General features: G+C 75.4%; 19 protein-coding genes. 7 read left to right on the top strand and 12 right to left on the bottom strand.

All coding sequences use genetic code 11. The annotated features are described in order from the left end of the window. Positions 1-54: 54 nt before the first annotated feature. The 4 genes from FXF50_RS24800 to FXF50_RS29440 form a co-directional block, all read right to left on the bottom strand. Entirely contained in the window at positions 55-1338 is a 1284-nt protein-coding gene (locus FXF50_RS24800) for a citrate synthase (RefSeq protein ID WP_148431276.1), read from the bottom strand. A 194-nt stretch (positions 1339-1532) separates the two neighbouring features. Then, complete coding sequence (locus FXF50_RS24795) at positions 1533-3578, bottom strand: sulfatase-like hydrolase/transferase (protein WP_148431275.1); 2046 nt, start codon at positions 3576-3578, stop codon at positions 1533-1535. Continuing rightward, positions 3571-4986, bottom strand: a complete 1416-nt coding sequence (locus tag FXF50_RS24790) for a class I SAM-dependent methyltransferase (protein ID WP_148431274.1) — start codon at positions 4984-4986, stop codon at positions 3571-3573. Before FXF50_RS24790 ends, FXF50_RS24795 begins: the two co-directional genes overlap by 8 nt. Before the next feature lie 5 nt (positions 4987-4991). Beyond that, positions 4992-5141, bottom strand: a complete 150-nt coding sequence (locus FXF50_RS29440; protein WP_167364301.1) for a hypothetical protein — start codon at positions 5139-5141, stop codon at positions 4992-4994. Positions 5142-5322: 181 nt separating this feature from the next. Between FXF50_RS29440 and FXF50_RS24785 the strand changes: the two genes are divergently transcribed. After that, positions 5323-5721, top strand: a complete 399-nt coding sequence (locus FXF50_RS24785; RefSeq protein WP_148431273.1) for a VOC family protein — start codon at positions 5323-5325, stop codon at positions 5719-5721. Positions 5722-5756: 35 nt separating this feature from the next. Here FXF50_RS24785 and FXF50_RS24780 read toward each other — a convergent pair whose 3' ends face one another. The 5 genes from FXF50_RS24780 to FXF50_RS24760 are packed head-to-tail and all read right to left on the bottom strand — an operon-like array spanning position 5757 to position 12159. Continuing rightward, positions 5757-6464: a helix-turn-helix domain-containing protein gene (locus FXF50_RS24780; RefSeq protein WP_148431272.1), complete on the bottom strand. Its 708-nt coding sequence runs from the start codon at positions 6462-6464 to the stop codon at positions 5757-5759. 54 nt (positions 6465-6518) lie between these two features. Then, positions 6519-7745, bottom strand: coding sequence for a bifunctional glycosyltransferase family 2/GtrA family protein (locus FXF50_RS24775; protein ID WP_148431271.1), 1227 nt, complete (start codon positions 7743-7745; stop codon positions 6519-6521). A gap of 3 nt (positions 7746-7748) precedes the next feature. Continuing rightward, positions 7749-9884: a glycosyltransferase family 39 protein gene (locus FXF50_RS24770; protein WP_148431270.1), complete on the bottom strand. Its 2136-nt coding sequence runs from the start codon at positions 9882-9884 to the stop codon at positions 7749-7751. 45 nt (positions 9885-9929) lie between these two features. Continuing rightward, positions 9930-11441: a cell wall metabolism sensor histidine kinase WalK gene (locus FXF50_RS24765; RefSeq protein ID WP_148431269.1), complete on the bottom strand. Its 1512-nt coding sequence runs from the start codon at positions 11439-11441 to the stop codon at positions 9930-9932. After that, complete coding sequence (locus FXF50_RS24760) at positions 11419-12159, bottom strand: response regulator transcription factor (protein WP_148431372.1); 741 nt, start codon at positions 12157-12159, stop codon at positions 11419-11421. Before FXF50_RS24760 ends, FXF50_RS24765 begins: the two co-directional genes overlap by 23 nt. 169 nt (positions 12160-12328) lie before the next feature. Here FXF50_RS24760 and FXF50_RS24755 point away from each other — a divergent pair, with 169 nt between their 5' ends. The 3 genes from FXF50_RS24755 to FXF50_RS24745 are packed head-to-tail and all read left to right on the top strand — an operon-like array spanning position 12329 to position 14896. Continuing rightward, positions 12329-13141: an FAD:protein FMN transferase gene (locus FXF50_RS24755; protein ID WP_148431268.1), complete on the top strand. Its 813-nt coding sequence runs from the start codon at positions 12329-12331 to the stop codon at positions 13139-13141. A 9-nt stretch (positions 13142-13150) separates the two neighbouring features. Beyond that, positions 13151-14044, top strand: coding sequence for an SDR family oxidoreductase (locus FXF50_RS24750; RefSeq protein ID WP_148431267.1), 894 nt, complete (start codon positions 13151-13153; stop codon positions 14042-14044). A gap of 57 nt (positions 14045-14101) precedes the next feature. Then, positions 14102-14896: an alpha/beta fold hydrolase gene (locus FXF50_RS24745; protein WP_148431266.1), complete on the top strand. Its 795-nt coding sequence runs from the start codon at positions 14102-14104 to the stop codon at positions 14894-14896. A gap of 6 nt (positions 14897-14902) precedes the next feature. On the opposite strand, the gene FXF50_RS24740 is transcribed toward FXF50_RS24745, so the two are convergent. Beyond that, the gene (locus FXF50_RS24740) at positions 14903-15127 is read right to left on the bottom strand and encodes a hypothetical protein (protein WP_091321664.1); all 225 of its coding nucleotides are present in this window, start codon (positions 15125-15127) and stop codon (positions 14903-14905) included. Positions 15128-15267: 140 nt separating this feature from the next. Here FXF50_RS24740 and FXF50_RS24735 point away from each other — a divergent pair, with 140 nt between their 5' ends. Beyond that, positions 15268-16215 carry a serine/threonine-protein kinase gene (locus tag FXF50_RS24735; protein ID WP_148431265.1) on the top strand — a complete coding sequence of 316 codons (948 nt, stop codon included), beginning with the start codon at positions 15268-15270 and terminating at the stop codon, positions 16213-16215. A gap of 75 nt (positions 16216-16290) precedes the next feature. Beyond that, positions 16291-16719 carry an OsmC family protein gene (locus FXF50_RS24730; protein WP_091309083.1) on the top strand — a complete coding sequence of 143 codons (429 nt, stop codon included), beginning with the start codon at positions 16291-16293 and terminating at the stop codon, positions 16717-16719. Between the two features lie 4 nt (positions 16720-16723). Here FXF50_RS24730 and FXF50_RS24725 read toward each other — a convergent pair whose 3' ends face one another. After that, entirely contained in the window at positions 16724-17674 is a 951-nt protein-coding gene (locus FXF50_RS24725) for an endonuclease/exonuclease/phosphatase family protein (RefSeq protein ID WP_255510180.1), read from the bottom strand. 331 nt (positions 17675-18005) lie between these two features. On the opposite strand from FXF50_RS24725, the gene FXF50_RS24720 reads away from it, so the two are divergent. Continuing rightward, on the top strand, positions 18006-18839 hold the full coding sequence (locus FXF50_RS24720) for a hypothetical protein (protein ID WP_187399808.1): 834 nt from the start codon (positions 18006-18008) through the stop codon (positions 18837-18839). 8 nt (positions 18840-18847) lie between these two features. On the opposite strand, the gene FXF50_RS24715 is transcribed toward FXF50_RS24720, so the two are convergent. Beyond that, the gene (locus FXF50_RS24715) at positions 18848-19336 is read right to left on the bottom strand and encodes an ATPase (protein WP_148431264.1); all 489 of its coding nucleotides are present in this window, start codon (positions 19334-19336) and stop codon (positions 18848-18850) included. Positions 19337-19433: the final 97 nt, after the last annotated feature.

Genomic DNA, 19433 nt, shown 5'->3' with positions numbered 1-19433 from the left:
CACGAAGGCCGCCGACCCGCACGGGGTCGGCGGCCTTCGCCGTCGGGACCGGGCTCAGCGCTCCGTGGCGGGGACGTAGTCCCGCTCGGTGTAGCCGGTGTAGATCTGCCGCGGGCGGCCGATCTTGGTCTCCGGGTCGTTGATCATCTCGCGCCACTGGGCGATCCAGCCGGGGAGCCGGCCCAGCGCGAAGAGCACCGTGAACATCTTGGTCGGGAAGCCCATGGCCTTGTAGATGAGGCCGGTGTAGAAGTCCACGTTCGGGTAGAGCCGGCGGGAGACGAAGAAGTCGTCGGCGAGGGCGATCTCCTCCAGCTGCACCGCGAGGTCGAGCAGCGGGTCCGGCTTGGCCATCCGGCCGAGCACGTCCTGGGCGGCCTTCTTCACGATGGCGGCGCGCGGGTCGTAGTTCTTGTAGACCCGGTGGCCGAAGCCCATCAGCTTCACGCCGTCCTGCTTGTCCTTGACCTTCTGCACGAAGGACCGGACGTCGCCGCCGTCGGCCTGGATCTTCTGGAGCATCTCCAGCACGGCCTGGTTGGCGCCGCCGTGCAGCGGGCCGAACAGCGCGTTCACGCCCGCCGAGACCGAGGCGAACAGGTTGGCGTTGCTGGAGCCGACCAGCCGGACGGTCGAGGTGGAGCAGTTCTGCTCGTGGTCGGCGTGCAGGATGAAGAGCATGTCCAGCACGCGGGCCATCACCGGGTCGACCTCGTACGGCTCGGCCGGCACGCCGAAGGTCATCCGCAGGAAGTTCTCGACGTAGCCCAGCGAGTTGTCCGGGTAGAGCAGCGGCTGGCCGATCGACTTCTTGTACGCGTACGAGGCGATGGTGGGGACCTTCGCCATCAGCCGCACCGTGGACATCTCCACGTGGTCGGAGTCGAACGGGTCCAGGCTGTCCTGGTAGAAGGTCGAGATGGCGCTGACGGCCGAGGAGAGCACGGCCATCGGGTGCGCGTCGCGCGGGAAGCCGTCGAAGAAGCGGCGCATCTCCTCGTGCAGCAGCGAGTGCCGCCGGATCCGCTCGCTGAACTCGGTCAGCTGCGTCTGGGTCGGCAGCTCACCGTAGATCAACAGGTACGAGACCTCCAGGAAGGAGGACTTCTCGGCCAGCTGCTCGATCGGGTAGCCGCGGTACCGCAGGATGCCCGCGTCACCGTCGATGTAGGTGATCGCGGACGAGCAGGACGCGGTGTTCACGAAACCGGGGTCGTACGTCGTCATCCCGGTTTCCTTCAGCAGCTTGCCCACCCCGATCCCGGCGGGCCCCTCGACCGCGGGCTGTACCGGCATCGACAGCTGCCCACCGGGGTGGTCGAGCTTGACTTCCGTCATCTGTTCCTCGCTTCGCCGGCAAGATCTTCGTTGAGTTGCCTTCGCTTTTACCGTAATCACGGTGGGGAGGACACCGCTCGTCATGGTTGCGCGGTGAGGTATGCGTCACCCGATTCCCGACTTGCCGGCTCGGAAACCCCGTGGAAGCGCGACCACCCCGAGCTGGGAAGGCTACCCGCCGTCCCTGTGGATGATCACGAGAGGGTGAGCCGGCGCAGCGTCCCGTCGGCCTCGACACGGTAGAGGTCGAGCTGGTTGGCGCCGGCGCCGAAGAGCCGGTCGTCGGGCAGGAGCGCGGCGAAGCGCCGGCCGCCGGGGTCGGCCCGGACCACCGGCACGACCGCGCCGACCGTGCCGTTGACCGCCACCGCGAGCCGGGTGCCGTCCGGGACCGAGGCGGGCACCGTCCCCCAGACCAGCGCGGGCAGTTCGCCGTGCGCGGGGTCGACGTCGCGGAACGCGGCGAGGTCGGCCACCGTGGCCGTACCCCCGGAAGGCTTGTCTCCCACGCGGGTGCCGAGCAGCGGGTCGGGCGGCGGCGGAGCGGGCGGGGTCGGGACCCCGCCGGTGATCGTCAGCGGCTGGCCGGGCCGGTCGTAGAAGCGCTTGTCGGCGCGCTCGCGCGGGGCCTGCCTCGCCGAGCGGCCGTCCATCCGCCAGGGGATCCGCACGTGCGTCTCGTCGGCGATGGTCGGCAGCAGGTCCACGTGCTCCCAGTTCCGGTCGTCGACCCGGCCGAGCCGCTGGCCGGGTTCCTTCACGAACATCGGCACCCAGGCCACCTGGCCGGCCGCATGGTTGATGGCGTCCAGCCCCCGGCCCTGCCAGTCCTGGCGGAAACTCACCCCGTGGTCGGCGGTGACCAGCACGAGCGCCTTGTCGTAGAGGCCGGTGGCGCGCAGGGTGCGCAGCGTCTCGCCGATCAGCCGGTCGGTGTAGCCGAGCTGGGCGAGGTGCCGGGCGCGGGCCAGGTCCACCCAGCCGGCCCCGTCGTTGGGCAGGTCCTCGGGGGCGGCGTAGTGCGCCCCGGACGGCAGGTACGCCCACGGCGAGTGCGGCATGAGCAGGTGCAGGAAGTGCAGGGTGGGGCGGGCGGCGGGGCGCAGCCCGGCGAGGAAGGCGGTGAACCGGGCCGGCTGGTTGTCGTCGAGGGTGTCCCAGCGGAACTTCGGGTCGGCCGGCACCGGCTCGGCCGCGTCCAGCCCCGCCTCGGCCCGGGTCTGCTCCCGGTAGGAGTCCTCCGGGTCGATCCGGCTGTCCACCGGGGCGGTGACCTGCCGCAGCAGCTTCCCGCTCTCCCGGACCAGCACGCCGAGCCCCTGCTCGGGGCTGACCGGCTGCTCGCAGCGGCTGGGCGGGCAGAGCCGGGTGATGCTCTCCTCGGCCTTGATGTCGTACAGGCCGCCGAGCGCGGTGAACAGGTTGTCCGGGTACTGCGAGTAGTGCGGCGCGAACGGCTCGGCCGGGTAGCGCCCGGTGAGCATGGCCGGCAGCGCGTAGGGCGTCCAGCCGCTGACGCCGGTGGCGTTGCGGTACCAGGTCGAGCCGCCGGCCAGCTCGGCGAAGTGCGGATACCGCGCGGCGTCGATCTTGCCGTCCGGGCCGAGCAGGGAGACCAGCGGCAGCTCGTCCAGGACGATCATGACGACCGGCGGGTGGGCGCCCGCGCCGGCCACCCCGGCGGCGCCGCCGTGCCCCTTGGGCAGCACCACGGCCGAGGCCGGCGACGCGAACAGGAACAGGCCGACGAAGACCAGCGGCCCGACCGCGGCCACCCGCAGCACCCGGCCCGGGGCCCGCCACCGCCGGTGGGCAGCCGCCGCGGCGGCCCCGGCCACACCCGCCACGAGCAGCAGGGGTACGCCCCGAAGCGGCGTCACGTGCCGGCCCACCTGGACCGCGAGCGCGGCCAGCAGCAGCCCCACGACCAGCGTGTGCACGGCCGCCCGGGCGAGCCGACCGGCCACCAGGCCGACCGCGCCGAGCAGGGCGAACGGCACGGTCGGCGCGATCGCGATCAACGCCACCAGGAGCAGCACGTCGGCCCGGGAGGCGCGGTGGAACAGGAAGAAGTCGGGGCTGCGGCCGAGCACGTCCAGCAGCGGCTGGGTCACCACCAGCCCGACCAGCGCCACCACCTCCAGCAGCCGGCCCGCCTCGCCGCGCCAGCGGCCCCGGCGCCGGGGCGGCTCGGGGGGCGCCGGCGGCGCCTGCGGGGGCGCGAGCGTGCCCTCAGCCACCCACCACCACCTGGTAGAGCGTGCGGGTGCCCGACGGCAGGTCGGTGCGCGCCACGACCCGCCCGCGCGCCGCGAGCAGCGACTCGAACGCCTCCCGGCGGTAGTCCGGGAAGAGCCCGTCCGGCTTGTTGGCCAGCAGCCGGCGGGCCATCGGGTCCTCCGGGTGGACGAACTCGACCACCAGGCTGCCGCCCGTCACGGTCAACGCGGCCAACTGGTCCAGCACCTCGGGCAGCGGCACGTTCCGGCCGATCGCCAGGTGGTGCACCACGGCCAGGGCGAGCACCACGTCGGCCCGGGCCCGGTCGGCGAAGGAGGCCCGTTCGACGCCCCGCCAGCCGCCGCCCGGGGACGGGTCGGCCAGGTCCATCACCAGCGGCAGGATCCGCCGCTCCCCCTCGTCGCGCAGCGTCCGGTAGAGGGCGTCCACCACGGCCGGGTCCTGCTCGACGGCGACCACGTGGTCGGCGTGCCGGGCGGCGATCCGGGCGTACCGGCCGTCGTTGGCGCCCAGGTCGAGCACCCGGCCCGGCCCGGTCGCGGCCACCGCCCGGTCGACGAAGTGCTCCTTGGCCTGCCGGTCCGGCACCGAGTACGCGCAGGTGCGCTGGTAGTCCGACCAGTGGCTCTCCCCCGGCCGGTGGTCCAGCCGGCGGACCAGCTTCGCCAGGCCGCGCACGGTGGCCAGGGCCAGCTCGCGCGAGTAGCCGGCGGCCCGGAGCTGGGCACGCACCGCGCTCGTGCTGGCCTCGGCGTTGCGGTCCTGCATGGCGCCGTGCAGGTGCACATGGGTGAGCACCCCGGCCCGCCAGCGCCGGGCCCCGCCGAAGAGCCGGCGCATCTGGTCCGGCTCGATGCCGTCGATCCGCGCCCGCAGGAAGGGCTGGAAGTCCAGCCCGAGGTGGGCCTGGACCAGCAACGGGTAGAGCAGGGTCTGGCAGAACTGGCGGTAGCCGGCCCAGGGCTCGCCGTCGCGGGCCGCCTCGAACGAGCCGACGTCGATGAAGACCGGCGCGGCGCCCCGCCACTGCACGTTGTAGGCGGAGCCGTCCTTCGTGGTGAAGCCGGCGGCCAGTGCCGCGCGCAGCACCTCCAGGTGCAGCAGGGCGGCGTCCCGGAGCATCCCGTACGACCATTCGTAGGGATGCGACACGAACGGGATCCGCTCGTGGCGCAGCACCGCGGCCCAGGGCACGTCGACCGGGGTGGGGAACACCTCCTGGGTGCCGCAGACCTGACCGGTGGCGAGCAGGTCGCGGAAGAAGTCGCTGGCCGCCAGGGCGCGCCAGTCGCGCGCGGACCGCTCGTCGAGCCCGCGCAGCACCTCGCCGGCGCGGTGGAAGACCCGGTTGCCGGGGTCGCGGAAGGAGCCTGGCTCGGCGCTCAGGCCGGTGTCGGGAAGCGCCACGCCGGTCAGCCCTGGTCGGTGGGCTGCCGGCGGAACCGGGCCACCAGCCGTCGCCAGTAGAGCTTGGCGGCCACCGCCACGCCGGCCACCCCGCCGACCACCGCCTGCACGATCAGGCTGCCGGATCCCGCGTCCAGGTAGGCCAGGTGCGTCACGGCCAGCTCCCTTCCTTCGCCAGTCATCGGAGTCCGGCCCGATATGAGAGCTTTATCGCTCTAAGCCGGACTTGTCCCACACCGTACGCTCCCGCTCCCGGCCGTGCGGGCCACACCGGTCACTCGTCCCCCGTCCGATCCGTTCAAGACGGGCCCGCTGGCCGGCTCCTACCGTGGCGGCATGACACCGCAGTTCGATCTCATCGGTCTGGTCGTCACCGACATGGGGCGCACCCTGGACTTCTACCGCCGGCTCGGGCTGCCGGTCCCGCCCGGCGCGGAACGCGAGCCGCACGTGGAGATCACCCTCGACAACGGCGTCCGGCTCGCCTGGGACACGGTCGAGACCATCCGCGGCTTCGACCCCGGCTACGCCCCGGCGACCGGCGGCCCGCGCGCCGCCCTGGCCTTCCGCTGCGCCGACCCGGCCGAGGTGGACCGCTGGTACGCCGACCTGACCGCCGCCGGCCACCACGGTCACCTGGCGCCGTGGGACGCCTTCTGGGGACAGCGCTACGCCGTCCTGCACGACCCCGACGGCAACGGCGTCGACCTGTTCGCCCCACTCAAGACCGAGTGAACGACGGCCGCCGCGGTCAGGCCGGCCGGGACGGGTCAGGCGCCGGCCGGCAGCAGGCGGGTCGGGGGGACGCCGGCCAGTTCCTTCACCTCGCGGGTGAGGTGGGCCTGGTCGGCGTACCCGGCCAGGACGGCGACCTCGGCCAGCGGAGTGCCGGCGCCGGCCAGGTCGAGGGCGCGGCGCATCCGGAGGATGCGGGCGAGGGTCTTCGGGCCGTACCCGAAGAGGAGCTGGCTGCGCCGGTGCAGGGCCCGCACGCCGAGGCCGACCTCGGCGGCGGTCGCGGCGATCGTGGCGCCGGCCGCCAGCCGCGCGGCGACCCGGGCGGCGAGCGGGTCGGGCCCGCCCGCGGCCCGCAGCCGGCGCAGCGCCACCTCCTCCAGCACGCCGGCGACCGGCCAGCCGCGCGCCTCGGCCGCCGCGACCCGGTCGGCCAGTTCGGTGGCGGCCGGTCCCCACAGGTCGTCGAGGGGCACGCGCAGGTCGCGCAGCTCGTCGGCGGGAACCCCGAACACGGCGGGTCCGGTCCCCGGCGGGAGCCGCAGCCCGACCCACCGCTCCCCCGGCACGCTCACCGACAGGTGCGCGTGCCGGTCCGGTCCGGCGACCAGGAGCCCCGCCCGGCTGGACCAGAGCAGGTCCAGGCACCCGTCCGGCAGCACCCGCACCGGCCCGTCGCCGCGCGAGACGCTCGCCCACCGCACGGCCCCGGGGAATCCCGGTGCCGCTCCCTCCCGGTACATGCCCCCACCCTGCCACGTCGGTGCGCGGTCGCCGCTCCGGATCTTGGCGAGTTGTCAGGCGCGGTGGTGCATGGCGAGGCGCAGCAGGGTGAAGCGGAGGGCCGTCGCCGCGAGGTTGGCGGCGATCAGCACGGTCAGCTCCAGGGCGCGGGGCGGGGTGCCGGCGGCGGCGTGCAGCACCGCCAGGGAGCCGCTGGTCAGGGCCAGGCCGAGGGCGAAGGCGAGCAGGCCCTGGAGGTGGTGCCGGCCGGCGTGCCGGCGACCGGTGACGCCGAAGGTGAGCCGCCGGTTGGCCGCCGTGTTGGCCACCGCCGTCACCAGCAGGGCCAGCAGGTTCGCCGGTTGCGCCCCGAGCGGGCCGCGGGCCAGCAGGAACAGCACCAGGTACGCGAGCGTGCTGCCCACCCCGACCACCGCGAACCGGGCGAGCTGCCGGGGCAGCCCGGCCGGCACCTGGGCCGGCGGCGCCTGCAGCGGCGCGCGGCCGAGCTGGGCGCGCAGGTCGGCCAGGGGCAGCGCCCCGGTGACCAGGGCGCGACCCAGCCGCCCGATGCCGCGCAGGTCGGCCATCGCGGTGGCCACGATGTCCACCCGGCTGTCCGGGTCGTCGACCCAGTCGACCGGCACCTCGTGGATCCGCAGCCCGGACCGCTGGGCCAGGACCAGCAACTCGGTGTCGAAGAACCAGCCGGTGTCCTGCACGAGCGGCAGCAGCCCGGCCGCCACGTCGGCGCGGATCGCCTTGAACCCGCACTGCGCGTCGGAGAAGCGCACCGCGAGGGTGCCGCGCAGCAGCAGGTTGTAGCCGCGTGAGATCACCTCCCGCTTGGCGCCCCGGACCACCCGGCTGGTCCGCGCCAGCCGGGTGCCGATGGCCAGGTCCGAGTGGCCGGAGATGAGCGGGGCGACCAGCGGCAGCAGCGCCGCCAGGTCGGTGGAGAGGTCCACGTCCATGTACGCCAGCACCGGCGCCGGCGAGGCCGACCAGGCGGCCCGCAGCGCCCGGCCCCGCCCCTTGGCGTCCAGGTGCAGCACCCCCACCTCGGGCAGTTCGGCGGCGAGCGCCTCGGCCACCGCGAGGGTGCCGTCCACGCTGGCGTTGTCCGCCACGGTGATCCGGAAGGGGTACGGGAAGTGGGCGGTGAGGTGCGCGTGCAGCCGCCGGACACAGGGGGCGAGATCGGCCTCCTCGTTGTAGACGGGCACCACCACGTCGAGCACCGCCGTGGGCGCCGTGGGCCGGGCCTGCACCGCGGCCCGGGGTTCGCGCGTGTCGGCCATCGCTCAGCCCTGCTTTCCGCTGCTCAGGTCGTACACGGTCACGCCGTCGACGGTCTGCGCCGTGAAGTTCTCGGCGACCCAGCCGGCGATCTCGGCGGAGGCGTTGCTGCCGCCGTTGGCCCGGAACCCGCCGCCGCCGATGAAGTAGTGGATCCTGCCCTCGGCGACGTACCGCTGGAAGTGGGTGAGGGTCGGCGACGGGTCGCTGCCGTTGAAGCCGCCGATCGGCATCACCGGCTCGCGGGTGGCGAGCTGGTAGCCGGAGGCGTTGTTCGAGCCGACCGTCGCGGCGACCCAGGTGTAGTCGTCCGCGTCGGCCTCCAGCAGCGCCTTCAGCTCGGCGCTCGGCTCGCGGGCGTCGAGCAGCCCGCCCATGCCGCCGCCCTGCGACCGGCCGCCGCCGGGGAACTGGGGGCTGCCGCCGCCCGGGGCGGTGGCGCCGCCGGGGAAGCCGGTGCCGTTCTGGCTGCCCGGGAAGCCGGTGCCGCCGCCGGGGAACGCCGGGAACTGGCCGCCGGGGAACTCCATGCCGCCCGGCAGCCGACCGCCGCCCGGGAACCCGCCGCGGCCGCCGGGGCCGAAGCCGCCCTGCACGAACGGACCGGCACTGGGGATCGAGCCGGTGTGCGCGGTCGCCGCCGTCTGGAGCGAGTAGGCCACCGGGCCGGCGAGCGCGGCCGCCGCACCGAGCGCGAGCAGCACCGGGGCCACCCGCCGGGGCAGCCGGTCGGCGAGGACCAGCAGCGCGGCGGCGGCCAGGCCGACCACGAGCAGGGCGGTGCGCAGCCACGGGTGCCAGTCGGCGCTGCGGCCGAGCAGGTGCCAGGACCACCAGGCGGTGACGGCGAGGGCGCCGGCCAGGATCACGGTGGCGGCGAACCCACGCCTCCGGGCGCGCCAGAGCAGGGTCGTTCCGATGCCGACCAGGGCGCCGACCGCCGGGGCCAGCGCCACCGTGTAGTACGCGTGGAAGATCCCGGACATGAAGCTGAAGATCAGCCCGGTGACCAGCAGCCAGCCGCCCCAGAGCAGCAGCCCGGCCCGGGCCCGGTCGGTACGCGCCCCCCGCCCGGCCAGCCACAGCCCGGCGACCAGCAGGATCAGCGCGGCCGGCAGCAGCCAGGAGATCTGGCCGCCGACCTCGGTGTCGAACATCCGCAGCAGGCCGGTCTGTCCGGAGAACGGGCCCCCGCCCCCGCCGCCCATCCGGCCGGCGCCGCCGACGCTGCCCTCCTCGTCACCGGTGATCCGGCCGAGGCCGTTGTAGCCGAGGGTCAGCTCCAGGATGCTGTTGTGCTGCGAGCCGCCGACGTAGGGGCGGGCGCTCGCCGGCACGAGCTCGACGATCGCCACCCACCAGCCGGCGGCGACCACCACGGCCAGCCCGGACAGCAGCAGCTGGCGGATCCGCCGCCAGAAGCCGGTGGGCGCGGCCAGCAGGTAGACCCCGGCGAAGACCGGGATCACCAGGAACGCCTGGAGCATCTTGGTGAGGAAGCCGAGGCCGACCAGCGCGCCGGTCAGCGTGATCCACCGGGTGCTGGCCGTCTCGACCGCGCGCACCGTCGCGTACGCGGCGGCGACCAGCAGGAACACCAGCAGGGCGTCCGGGTTGTTGAACCGGAACATCAGCGTGGCCACCGGGGTGACCGCCAGCACGGCGCCGGCGAGCAGGCCGGCGATCGGCCCGTACCAGCGGCGGACGGCGGCGTACAGGACGCCGACCGAGGCGACGCCGAGCAGCGCCTGCGGCACGAGGATGGACCAGCTGCTCAGCCCGAAGACGCGGACCGAGAGGGCCATCAGCCAGAGCGAGGCGGGGGTCTTGTCGATGGTGATCGAGTTGGCCGCGTCCGAGGAGCCGTAGAAGAACGCCTTCCAGCTCTCCGAGCCGGCCTGCACGGCCGCCGAGTAGAACGCGTTGCCCCAGCCCGAGGCGCCCAGCCCCCACAGGTAGAGCAGGGCGGTGGCCAGCAGCAGGCCGAGCAGCGCCGGTCGCGTCCAGCGCGGGTCGCGGCGGGGCGGCTCGGCCGGCGGCGGCGCCGCGATCGCGACCGGTTCCGGGGCGGGCGCGGGGGCCGGGTCGGTCGCGGGCGACCCGGTCGTGGGCGCGGTCAGCAGACTCTCTGTTCTGTCCATGCCGGCAAGCCTCGGCCGGCCCGCTGACCCGGCCCCGTGGGTGGCCTATGCGTCCGCTGTGCGTTCGGGCAGCCGCACCGTGAAGACGGTCCGGCCGGGGCGGCTCGCCACCTCGACCTGGCCGTGGTGGGCCTCCACCACGGCGGCCACGATGGCCAGCCCGAGGCCGGTGCTGCCGTGGGCGCGGGAGCGCGAGCTGTCGCCGCGGGCGAACCGTTCGAAGACCTCCGGTTGCAGCTCCTCGGGGATGCCGGGGCCGTCGTCGGTGACGCTCAGCTCGACGCCGCCGGCGACCGGCGTGAGCCGGGTGGTCACCGTGGTGCCGGGCGGGGTGTGCACGCGGGCGTTGGCCAGCAGGTTCGCCAGCACCTGGTGCAGGCGGTGGGCGTCGCCGGTGACGGTCAGCGGCTCGTCGGGCAGGTCGAGCTGCCAGCGGTGCTCGGGGCCGGCCACGTGGGCGTCGCTCACCGCGTTGACCACCATGGCGGTGAGGTCGACCGGTTCGGCCGCGAGCGGGCGGCCGGAGTCGATCCGGGCGAGCAGCAGCAGGTCGTCGACGAGGCTGGTCATCCGGGTGCTCTCCGACTCCACCCGGCGCAGGGCGTGCGCCACGTCCGGCGGGACCTCGTCCCGGCCGCGCCGGGCCACCTCCGCGTAGCCGCGGATGGCGGCGAGGGGGGTACGCAGCTCGTGGCTGGCGTCGGCGACGAACTGGCGTACCCGCGTCTCGCTGGCCTGCCGGGCGGCGAGCGCGGCGGCGACGTGGCCGAGCATCCGGTTGAGCGCGCCCCCCACCTGCCCGACCTCGGTACGCGGGTCGGTGTCGGCCGCCGGCACCCGCACCGACAGGGCCACCTCGCCCCGGTCCAGGGGCAGCTCGGCGACCCGGGCGGCGGTGGCGGCGACCCGGTTCAGCGGGCGCAGCGCGGCCCGGACGATCAGCGCGCCGAGCCCGCCGGCGATGATCAGCCCGGCGGTGACCAGCCCGGCCTGGGCGACCAGCACCCACATGACGGTGTCGTTCACGCTGGACAGCGGGACGGCGAAGACCAGGACGTCTCCGTCGGCCATCTGATGGGCGACGGCCCGGTAGTCGCCACGGTCCCCGATGTCCACGGTGCGGGGCCGCCCGTCGCTGGGTTGCGCGGCCGCCTCCGTCGCCTGCTCAGCCGGCAACGACTCGACCACGCGAGGACCGGTCCTGATCTTGGCGCAGGTGACCTGACCACCGTCGACCTTCACGGCGACGGAGTTCACGGGGAAGCCGGGCGGTGGTTGGAGCGCCTCGCACAGCCCGGCGTCGCCGGGCCGCCCGGGCGTCGGCTGGTCCCGGAAGATGTCCGGCACGTTCTCGCGTCGGCGGTCGCCGGCCGTGATCTGGTCGTCGACCTGCCGGATCAGGAAGTGGCGCAGGGCGACGGTGGTCAGGCCGCCGATGCCGACGCTGACCAGGGCCAGCAGTGCCACCACGGAGAGCACGAGGCGGCGACGCAGCGACCAGCCGGCCAGCCGTTGCCGCAGCCGACCGCCCCGCTCACTCCGCGGGCTTGAGGACATAACCCGCGCCGCGCAGGGTGTGGATCATGGGCTCGCGGCCGGCGTCGATCTTCTTGCGCAGGTACGAGATGTACAGCTCGACCACGTTGGCCTGACCACCGAAGTCGTAGTTCCAGACCCGGTCGAGGATCTGCGCCTTGCTGAGCACGCGGCGTGGGTTGCGCATCAGGTAGCGCAGCAGCTCGAACTCGGTGGCGGTGAGGTTGATGAGGTCGTCGCCGCGGCGTACCTCGTGGCTGTCCTCGTCGAGGCTGAGGTCGCCGACGGTGAGCACGGCCTCCTCGCGGGCGGCGACCGCGAACCCGGAGCGGCGCAGCAGGGCGCGCAGCCGGGCGATCACCTCTTCGAGGCTGAACGGCTTGGTGACGTAGTCGTCGCCGCCGACGGTGAGCCCGGCGATCCGCTCCTCCACCGCGTCCCGGGCGGTCAGGAAGAGCACCGGCACGGTGGGGGCCTGCTCGCGCAGCCGGCGCAGCACCTGGAAGCCGTCCAGGTCCGGGAGCATGACGTCGAGCACCACGGCGTCGGGCTTGAACTGCCGGGCGGCGCTGATGGCCGCCATCCCGTTGCCGGCGGTCGTCACCTGCCAGCCCTCGTAGCGCAGCGCCATCGAGAGCAGGTCGGTGAGCGTCGGCTCGTCGTCCACCACCAGCACCCGCACCGGTTCGCCGTCGGGTCGGCGCAGCTCGATCCGGCCCTGCGCGGCCTGCCCGTTCATGACCATGACCCCCATCGTGGGCGCACCCGCTGTGCCGGTCCTGTCCTGATCCTGTGTACCAGCTGTGCGGGCCGGTCGCGGGCATCCACGCGGCCCGGCGGGACGGACGCACAGCCGGAGCACAGGCACGGCCCACGTCCCCTCCAGCCTCGCCGGGGACGCTCGGCGCATGAGCGTGGACGGGTTCTTCGAGCTCCGCTGGTGGAGTCGTGGTGCGGCGGTCCGGGTGGCGGTGTCCGATCGTACGGCGCTGCCGGCGGCCCGCCGCGCCGTGGCGCGCCGGCTGGCCGGGCTGCGTGCGGTGGACCTGGAGCTGTCCCGGGCGCACCGGGCGACGGGCCGGGCGGTGCGGGTCGGCCCGCTGCTGCGCGACCTGGTGGCGGTGTCGCTGGGCGCGGCGGAGGCGAGCGGCGGCGCGGTGGACCCGACGGTCGGCGGGGCCCGGCTGCGCCGGTCGGCGGTCCCGCTGCCGGCCTGCGGCTCGGGCTGGGGGCGGGTGGACCGGGGCGGGGGCTGGCGCGCGGTGTCGCTGCGCGGGGACCTGCTGGCGGTGCCCCCGCCGCTCTGGCTGGACCTGGGCGCGACGGCCGGGGCGTACCTGGTGCAGCGGTGCGCCGAACAGGTGGCGGCCCGGCACGGGATCGGGGTGCTGGTGACGGTCGGGTCCCGGGTGGCCGTCGCGGGGCCGGCGCCGGCGGGCGGCTGGCGGGTGGCGCACGGGCCGGCCACGCTGACCGGCGGCGCGCTGGTCACGGCCGACGTGCTGCGCCCGGACGGCGGCGGGGTACGCGATCCGCGCACCGGCGCCGCGCCGGACTCGCCGTGGGCCGCCGTGACGGTGGCCGCGCCCGACGCCGCGCGGGCCGCGATGCTGGCGGTGGGCGCGCTGGCCCGCGGCGCCGACGGCCCGGAATGGCTGGCCGGACAGGGCGTCCGGGCCTGGCCGCGGACACGCCTTCCCCAGCCTGCTACCCGGTGGTAACTTGCCGGCATGTCCATCGACGGTCGTCCCGCCGGCCGGCTGGCCGGCAAGGTCGTGCTGGTCACCGGGGCGGCCCGGGGCATCGGCGAGCACACCGCCCGGCTCGCCGCCGCCCGGGGCGCACGGCTGGCGCTGGTCGGGCTGGAGCCCGACCGCCTCGCCGCGCTCGCGGCGGAGCTCGGTCCCGGGCACGTGTGGTTTCCCGCCGACGTCACCGACCAGGCCGAGCTGGCCGCCGCCGTCGACGGCACGGTCGCGGCGCTGGGCGGCATCGACGCCGTGGTGGCGAACGCCGGGGTGGCCAACCGGGGCACCATCGCCGTCGGCGACGTCGAGGCATTGGTCCGAACGGTCGAGGTGAACCTCATCGGGGCGATGCGCACCGCGGCGGCGACCGTGCCGGCGCTCACCGCCCGCCGGGGCTACCTGCTGATCGTCTCGTCCGCCGCCGCGTTCGCCGCGCTGCCCGGAATGGCCGCCTACTGCGCCTCGAAGGCCGGCGTCGAGCACTTCGGCACGGCCATCCGGCTGGAGCTGGCGCACCGCGGGGTGGCCGTGGGCACGGCACACCCGTCCTGGGTGGACACCGACCTGGTCCGGGAGGCGCGGGCCGACCTGCCGGCGTTCGAGGCGGCGCTGGCGAAGCTGCCCTGGCCGATGCGGCGGACCACCACGGTGCAGGAGTGCGCCGCGGCGTTCGTCCGAGCGATCGAGCGCCGCCAGCGGCGGGTCTACGTGCCCCGAGCCGTCGGCGCCGTGCAGGCGGTCCGGTCGGTGCTGGTCAGCCCGCTCGCCGACCGGCTGATCGGCCGGACCGCGCGGGACACCGTCCCGCTCATCGAGCAGCAGGCCCGGGCGCTGGGCCGGGGCTTCGGAGCGAGTACGCCGGACGTGCGACGGTGAGCGCGAGGAGTGAGCCGATCCTGCGAGCCCCGCAGTCGCGAACGGAAGGGTGACCCGATGAGCGCGGTGGAGGTGGTCTTCGAGCGGCGCGGGGCCGGCGCGCCGCTGGTGCTGCTGCACGGGATCGGGCACCACTGGGCCGCCTGGTCGCCGGTGCTGGACCGGCTCGCCGAGGCGCACGACGTGATCGCCGTCGACCTGCCCGGCTTCGGCCGCTCGCCGGTGCCCCCCGCCGGCCTGCCCGCCGACATGCCCGGCCTGGTGGCCGCGGTCGCGGAGCTGTTCGCCGCGCTCGGGCTGGACCGCCCGCACGTCGCGGGCAACAGCCTCGGCGGCGCCATCGCGCTGGAGCTGGCCGCCGCCGGTGCGGTCTCCTCGGCCACCGCCCTCTCCCCCGCCGGCTTCTGCACACCGCGCGAGCTGCGCTGGGCGCTCACCGTGCTCACCCTGCACCGCAACGCGGCGCGGCTGCCCGAGCCGGTGCTGCGGTCGCTGTTCGGCAACCCGGCGCTGCGCACCCTCGCGCTGGGCATGATCCTGGCGCGGCCGAACCGGATGGCGCTCACCGAGGCGCTGGCCGACGCGCGGGCGCTGCGCGAGGCGCGGGCCTTCCGCGCGGTGGCGCGGGCCGGCCGCGGCTACGCGTTCGCCGGCGCGCCGACCGTGCCGGTGACGGTCGCCTGGGGCACCCGGGACCGGATCCTGCCCTACCGGCAGGCCGCGCTGGCCCGGACCCGGCTGCCGGCGGCCCGGCACCTGGACCTGACCGGCTGCGGGCACGTGCCGATGCACGACGACCCGGAGCTGGTCGCCTCGGTCATCCTCGACACCACCGGCGCGCGGGCGGCCTGACGGGGCTCACTCGGTGGCGCCGAACGGGTCGGTGCGCACGTAGCGCATCGTCCAGTCGCCCCCGTCGTGGTGGTGGTCGCGCTCGTAGAGGTGGTCCGCCTCGCCGCCGGGCGGCCGGTCCGGATGGCGCAGGATCCACCGCGGCGGCGGCGCCCCGTCCGGGTCGGCGGGCAGGTCCCGGACCAGGTCGTCGGCCGGCCCGCCGACGAACCGCACGCGCACCAGACCCACGGTCACCCTCCGTATCGCCGTCGACACGATCCCCTGCCCGCGAAGCTACCCCGCCCGGGGGCGGGAACCCCGGCGGTTTGCCCTGCTCGGGGCCCGGGTAGCGAGACCTGAGGTGACGGGACGAGGGCGAGGAGTGGTCGATGAGGACGCTGGGCGGGCGGTACGAGCTCGAACGGCGCGTCGGCATCGGCGGGATGTCCGAGGTGTGGCGGGCGCACGACCTCGTTCTCGACCGGACCGTCGCGGTGAAGCTGATCTCGCCGGGGCTGGACGGGGAGGCCACCTCGGTGGAGCGGATCCGGGCCGAGGCGCGCTCGGCGGCCCGGCTGGTGCACCCGAACGTGGCCAGCGTGCACGACTTCGGCACGGCCGCCCTGCCGGACGGGCGGGCGGTGCCGTACATCGTGATGGAGCTGGCCGAGGGGGAGACGCTCGCCGCCCACCTGCGCGGCGGCCCGCTCGACTGGCGGATCGCGGTGCGGGTCTGCGCCGAGGTGAGCGCCGCCCTGGCGGCGGCGCACGCGCACGGCATCGTGCACCGGGACGTGAAGCCGGCGAACGTGATCCTCACCCCGGCCGGGGTGAAGGTGCTCGACTTCGGGATCGCCACCCCGGCGGGCGCACCGGACCACACCCCGGACGGGATCGTGGTCGGCACGCCCGCGTACCTGGCGCCGGAGCAGCTCGACCGGCAGCCGGCCACCCCCGCCGCCGACATGTACGCCCTGGGCGTGCTCCTCTACTACTGCCTGACCGGTCGCCTCCCGTACGCGGCCGACACCACCACCCAGCTGCTCGGTTCGGGGCGGCGCCGGCCGCCGGAGCCGCTGCCCGAGATCGACGGGTTGCCGGCCGAGGCGGCCGACCTGTGCCGGCGCTGCCTCGCCACCGACCCGACCACCCGGCCGAGCAGCCTGATGGCCGCGCTGCTGCTCGCCGAGGTGGTGGACGCCCGCGTCTACGTGCCGATGATCGCGGTGGCTCCCCGCCAGCGGCGCGTGCCCGTGTCGCCGTGGACCGACCGGGCGGCCGCCGAGGCGACCGAGGCGATCGCCGTCGACGCGTACCCGACGGGCCGGGCCGGCTGACGCCCGGCCCGCTCAGGCGCGGTTTCGCCGGGCGGGGGCCGGGTAGCCGGGCGGGTGAGTGACGGGAGGAACGCGATGCCGGATCCGAGTTCCTGGCTGGCCGAGACGGCCACGGCGACCGCCGCGGGCGGTCACGTACGCACCGAGGACGGCGGTCTCTCCTCCGCCCTGGCGTCCCCGTTGGCGCCGCACTGCACCGGTCTGACGCCCGAGCAGCTCCTGGCGGCCGCGTTCGCCTCCTGCCTGCACCACGCGGCGGTGGAGGCGGCCGGTGAGATCACCGACGAGGCGCACACGGTCGAGGTGACCGCGGCGGCGAAGCTGGGCCGCGACGACGACGGCCGGTACCGGGCCGACGTGCACGCCGAGATCTCCTCGGCCGGACTCACCCGTGAACAGCTGGCCGACCTGGTGGCGCACGCGGACCGGCTGTGGCCGTTCTCCAGCGGCGACAACAGCCGGCACCGGCTGACCGTCACCCCGGCGGAGAACGGCCGACACTGAACGCTCACCAGCGGAAACCGGCGGTCACCGCCCGGTGGTCGCTGTCGGGGGTGTGCAGCACGCCGGCCGCGGTGGGGGTGAGCCCCCGGAAGAGGACGTGGTCGGGGCGGGTCACCGGAAGCCCTGCCGGCCAGGTGAAGCCGAAGCCCTGTCCGGCGTCGGCCTGGGCGTCGCGCAGCAGGTGGGTGAGCGGCGCGAAGACCCGGTCGGTGGTGGCGGTGTTCAGGTCGCCGAGCACCACGAGCCGGGGCGCGTCGTCGGCCCGGACGGTGGCGGCGAGGGCGGCGACGGTCTCGTCGCGGGTGGCGGTGTGCCCGGCCCGGGCCGAGCCGAGGTGGACCACGTACACCGCGAGGTCGCCCTGCGGGGCGGCGACCACGGCCCGCAGGGCCCGTTCCCAGCCGAGGCCGGTGTCCAGGCCGTGCGCCTCGCGGATCGGCCAGCGGCTCCACAGCGCGACGGTGGAGACCGCGGCCCGGTGCGGGTAGCGGCCGGCCAGCGCGGCGGCGACCCGCCCGCCGTCGTCCACCTCCTGGAGCCCGATGAGGTCCGGGTCGGCGTCGGCGAGGGCGTCGAGCGTGGCGGCCGGGTCGGGGTTGCCGGAGCGCAGGTTCTGGCTGGCCACCCGCAGCGAGGTAGCGCCCGCGCCGGAGGCCGGCGGCAGCCAGGCCCCGCCGTAGAGCGCCGCCCAGACGACCGCCGGCAGCAGGACCACGAGCAGGGCCGGCCGGGACCGGCGCAGCAGCGCCGCGAGCGCGAGCAGGGGTACGCCGAGCCCGAGCAGTGGCGTCGCGCTGTCCACGAGGCTGCCCAGGCCGTGCACGTTGGGCACCGCGCGGTGGCCGACGAGCAGCACGGCGAGCAGGACGGCGCAGACGCTGACGATCAGCCCCCGCCGGCCTCGGCGGCCGGCGGGTTCTCCGGCGGCCCGCTCATCGACCATCTGCTCCGTCACCGTCCGCATCGTATCGAGCCGCCGGCCCGCGGGTGGCGGTGATCCGGGTACGCCGCCGGACCCGCCCGCCTGGCCTCTCCGGCCCACGCGGATACCCCCAGGTGAACGGCTTGCCCTCCCCCGAACGGAGGAGGCCGGCCGGAACCGCCGAAAAGATGATCATGCGCACGTTCCATGCCGGACTTTCCGACATGACCGGAAAATACGAAAGGCGAGAGAGATCGATTTCATGTTCTACCGAGCGTAATGCGCGGGCGGATAGCGGCAAATTGTGACGCATGCCACCAACTACCCCGATGGCAAGCGCCGGGAAGCTTTCTAGCCTCGGCGGGTGCATCCCGACGAGCCCGCAGAGCAGCAGCCGACCGAAACCTCACCCGCTCGCCGTACGATCGACCCGGCATCAGCCGAACGGACGATCGGCCGGCACCGGGCCCCGGAGCCGGCACGGCGCGGGCCGATCCGCTCCACCCCCGCCCGGGTCGCCGTCGCCACCGGCGTGACCTGCTGCCTCGGCCTGATCGGGGTCGTCGGCGCGCGGTCGACCGGGCAGGCGCACGAGCCGGTCCGCGAGGCGCTCGCCGACCGGGTGGCGAGCGAGCAGCGGGCCTCCCGGGACTTCGAGCGCAGCGCCCCGCCGGTCGCCGTGCCGGTCACCCCGATCCCGGTCGCCACGCCCAGCCCGACGCCCACGAGGAAGGCGCCGAAGAAGCCGGTCCGGCCCCGGCACCCCCGGCCCGTCGCCGGGCTGGACCAGCGGCAGATGGACAACGCCAAGGCGATCGTCGACGCCGGCCTGGCCATGAGGATGCCCCGCCGGGCACTGGTGGTGGCCGTCGCCACCGCCATGCAGGAGAGCGACCTCTACAACCTGGCCAGCGACGTGCTCCCCGAGTCGTTCGACTACCCGCACCAGGGCAGCGGCTCCGACCACGACTCGATCGGGCTGTTCCAGCAGCGGCCCAGCAGCGGCTGGGGCACCGTCGCCGAGATCATGCGGCCGGCGTACGCGGCCCGCGCGTTCTTCACCGCGCTCAAGGAGGTGCCCGGCTGGACCGAGATGAGCCTCACCGCGGCGGCCCAGGCGGTGCAGGTCTCCGCGTTCCCCGACGCGTACGCGAAGCACGAGGACCGGGCCACCACCGTGGTGGCGGCGCTGGTCTGAGCGGGCGCTCAGGCCGCGCTGCGCTCGGCGGCGCCACCGGTCGGCAGCCCCGCGGCGGCGGTCGGGGTGTCCGGGGACACCACGTCGCCGCGCACCCCGGCGAGGACCTCGTCGACGCGGGCCTCGCGCCGGCGGCGGGCCAGCAGCGCCGCCTCGAAGTCCCGGCGCGCACGGACCGCCTCGGTGTAAGCCTGCTCGCGGACCTGGCGGGCCTCCTCCCGGGCGGCCTCCAGCTCGCTGCGGGCCTGGGCCAGCAGCGCGGCGGCCTCCCGCTCGGCGGCCGTCCCGGCGGCCACCTCGCCGTCCACCACGGCGGTGCGGCGGCGCAGGAAGTCGCAGAGGTGGGTCGCGTCCTCCCGGATCTGGTCCCACTCCCGGCCGGCGCCGGCGGCGCTCTCGGCGCGGGCGGCGAGCCGGACCAACCGGATTCCCAGCTCGTCCAGGCAGGAGTCCACCTGCCGCTGGTCGTAACCGGTCTCAACCACGGAGAACCTCATGCGTGTCGCCCCCCAGGCAGCTGGTGTCACTTCCCCACCTGACGATCCTGGGCGGCGGGCGGGCACGCCCGTGGCCGTTCCCGCAAAATGTTCAGCA

The organism is Micromonospora sp. AP08, from assembly GCF_008085935.1.
In the GTDB taxonomy this organism is placed as follows: Bacteria; Actinomycetota; Actinomycetes; order Mycobacteriales; family Micromonosporaceae; genus Micromonospora; species Micromonospora chersina.
Note: the sequence above shows the minus strand (reverse complement) of the source record. Positions and strands in the feature narration are given on the sequence as shown.

What these genes read in the sequence shown, in the direction of transcription:
- FXF50_RS24800 (WP_148431276.1), bottom strand. Translation starts at nt 1,338, where the DNA reads ATGACGGAAGTCAAGCTCGACCACCCCGGTGGGCAGCTGTCGATGCCG.
- FXF50_RS24785 (WP_148431273.1), top strand. Translation starts at nt 5,323, where the DNA reads ATGACACCGCAGTTCGATCTCATCGGTCTGGTCGTCACCGACATGGGG.
- FXF50_RS24780 (WP_148431272.1), bottom strand. Translation starts at nt 6,464, where the DNA reads ATGTACCGGGAGGGAGCGGCACCGGGATTCCCCGGGGCCGTGCGGTGG.
- FXF50_RS24775 (WP_148431271.1), bottom strand. Translation starts at nt 7,745, where the DNA reads ATGGCCGACACGCGCGAACCCCGGGCCGCGGTGCAGGCCCGGCCCACG.
- FXF50_RS24770 (WP_148431270.1), bottom strand. Translation starts at nt 9,884, where the DNA reads ATGGACAGAACAGAGAGTCTGCTGACCGCGCCCACGACCGGGTCGCCC.
- FXF50_RS24765 (WP_148431269.1), bottom strand. Translation starts at nt 11,441, where the DNA reads ATGTCCTCAAGCCCGCGGAGTGAGCGGGGCGGTCGGCTGCGGCAACGG.
- FXF50_RS24760 (WP_148431372.1), bottom strand. Translation starts at nt 12,159, where the DNA reads ATGAACGGGCAGGCCGCGCAGGGCCGGATCGAGCTGCGCCGACCCGAC.
- FXF50_RS24755 (WP_148431268.1), top strand. Translation starts at nt 12,329, where the DNA reads ATGAGCGTGGACGGGTTCTTCGAGCTCCGCTGGTGGAGTCGTGGTGCG.
- FXF50_RS24750 (WP_148431267.1), top strand. Translation starts at nt 13,151, where the DNA reads ATGTCCATCGACGGTCGTCCCGCCGGCCGGCTGGCCGGCAAGGTCGTG.
- FXF50_RS24745 (WP_148431266.1), top strand. Translation starts at nt 14,102, where the DNA reads ATGAGCGCGGTGGAGGTGGTCTTCGAGCGGCGCGGGGCCGGCGCGCCG.
- FXF50_RS24735 (WP_148431265.1), top strand. Translation starts at nt 15,268, where the DNA reads ATGAGGACGCTGGGCGGGCGGTACGAGCTCGAACGGCGCGTCGGCATC.
- FXF50_RS24730 (WP_091309083.1), top strand. Translation starts at nt 16,291, where the DNA reads ATGCCGGATCCGAGTTCCTGGCTGGCCGAGACGGCCACGGCGACCGCC.
- FXF50_RS24715 (WP_148431264.1), bottom strand. Translation starts at nt 19,336, where the DNA reads ATGAGGTTCTCCGTGGTTGAGACCGGTTACGACCAGCGGCAGGTGGAC.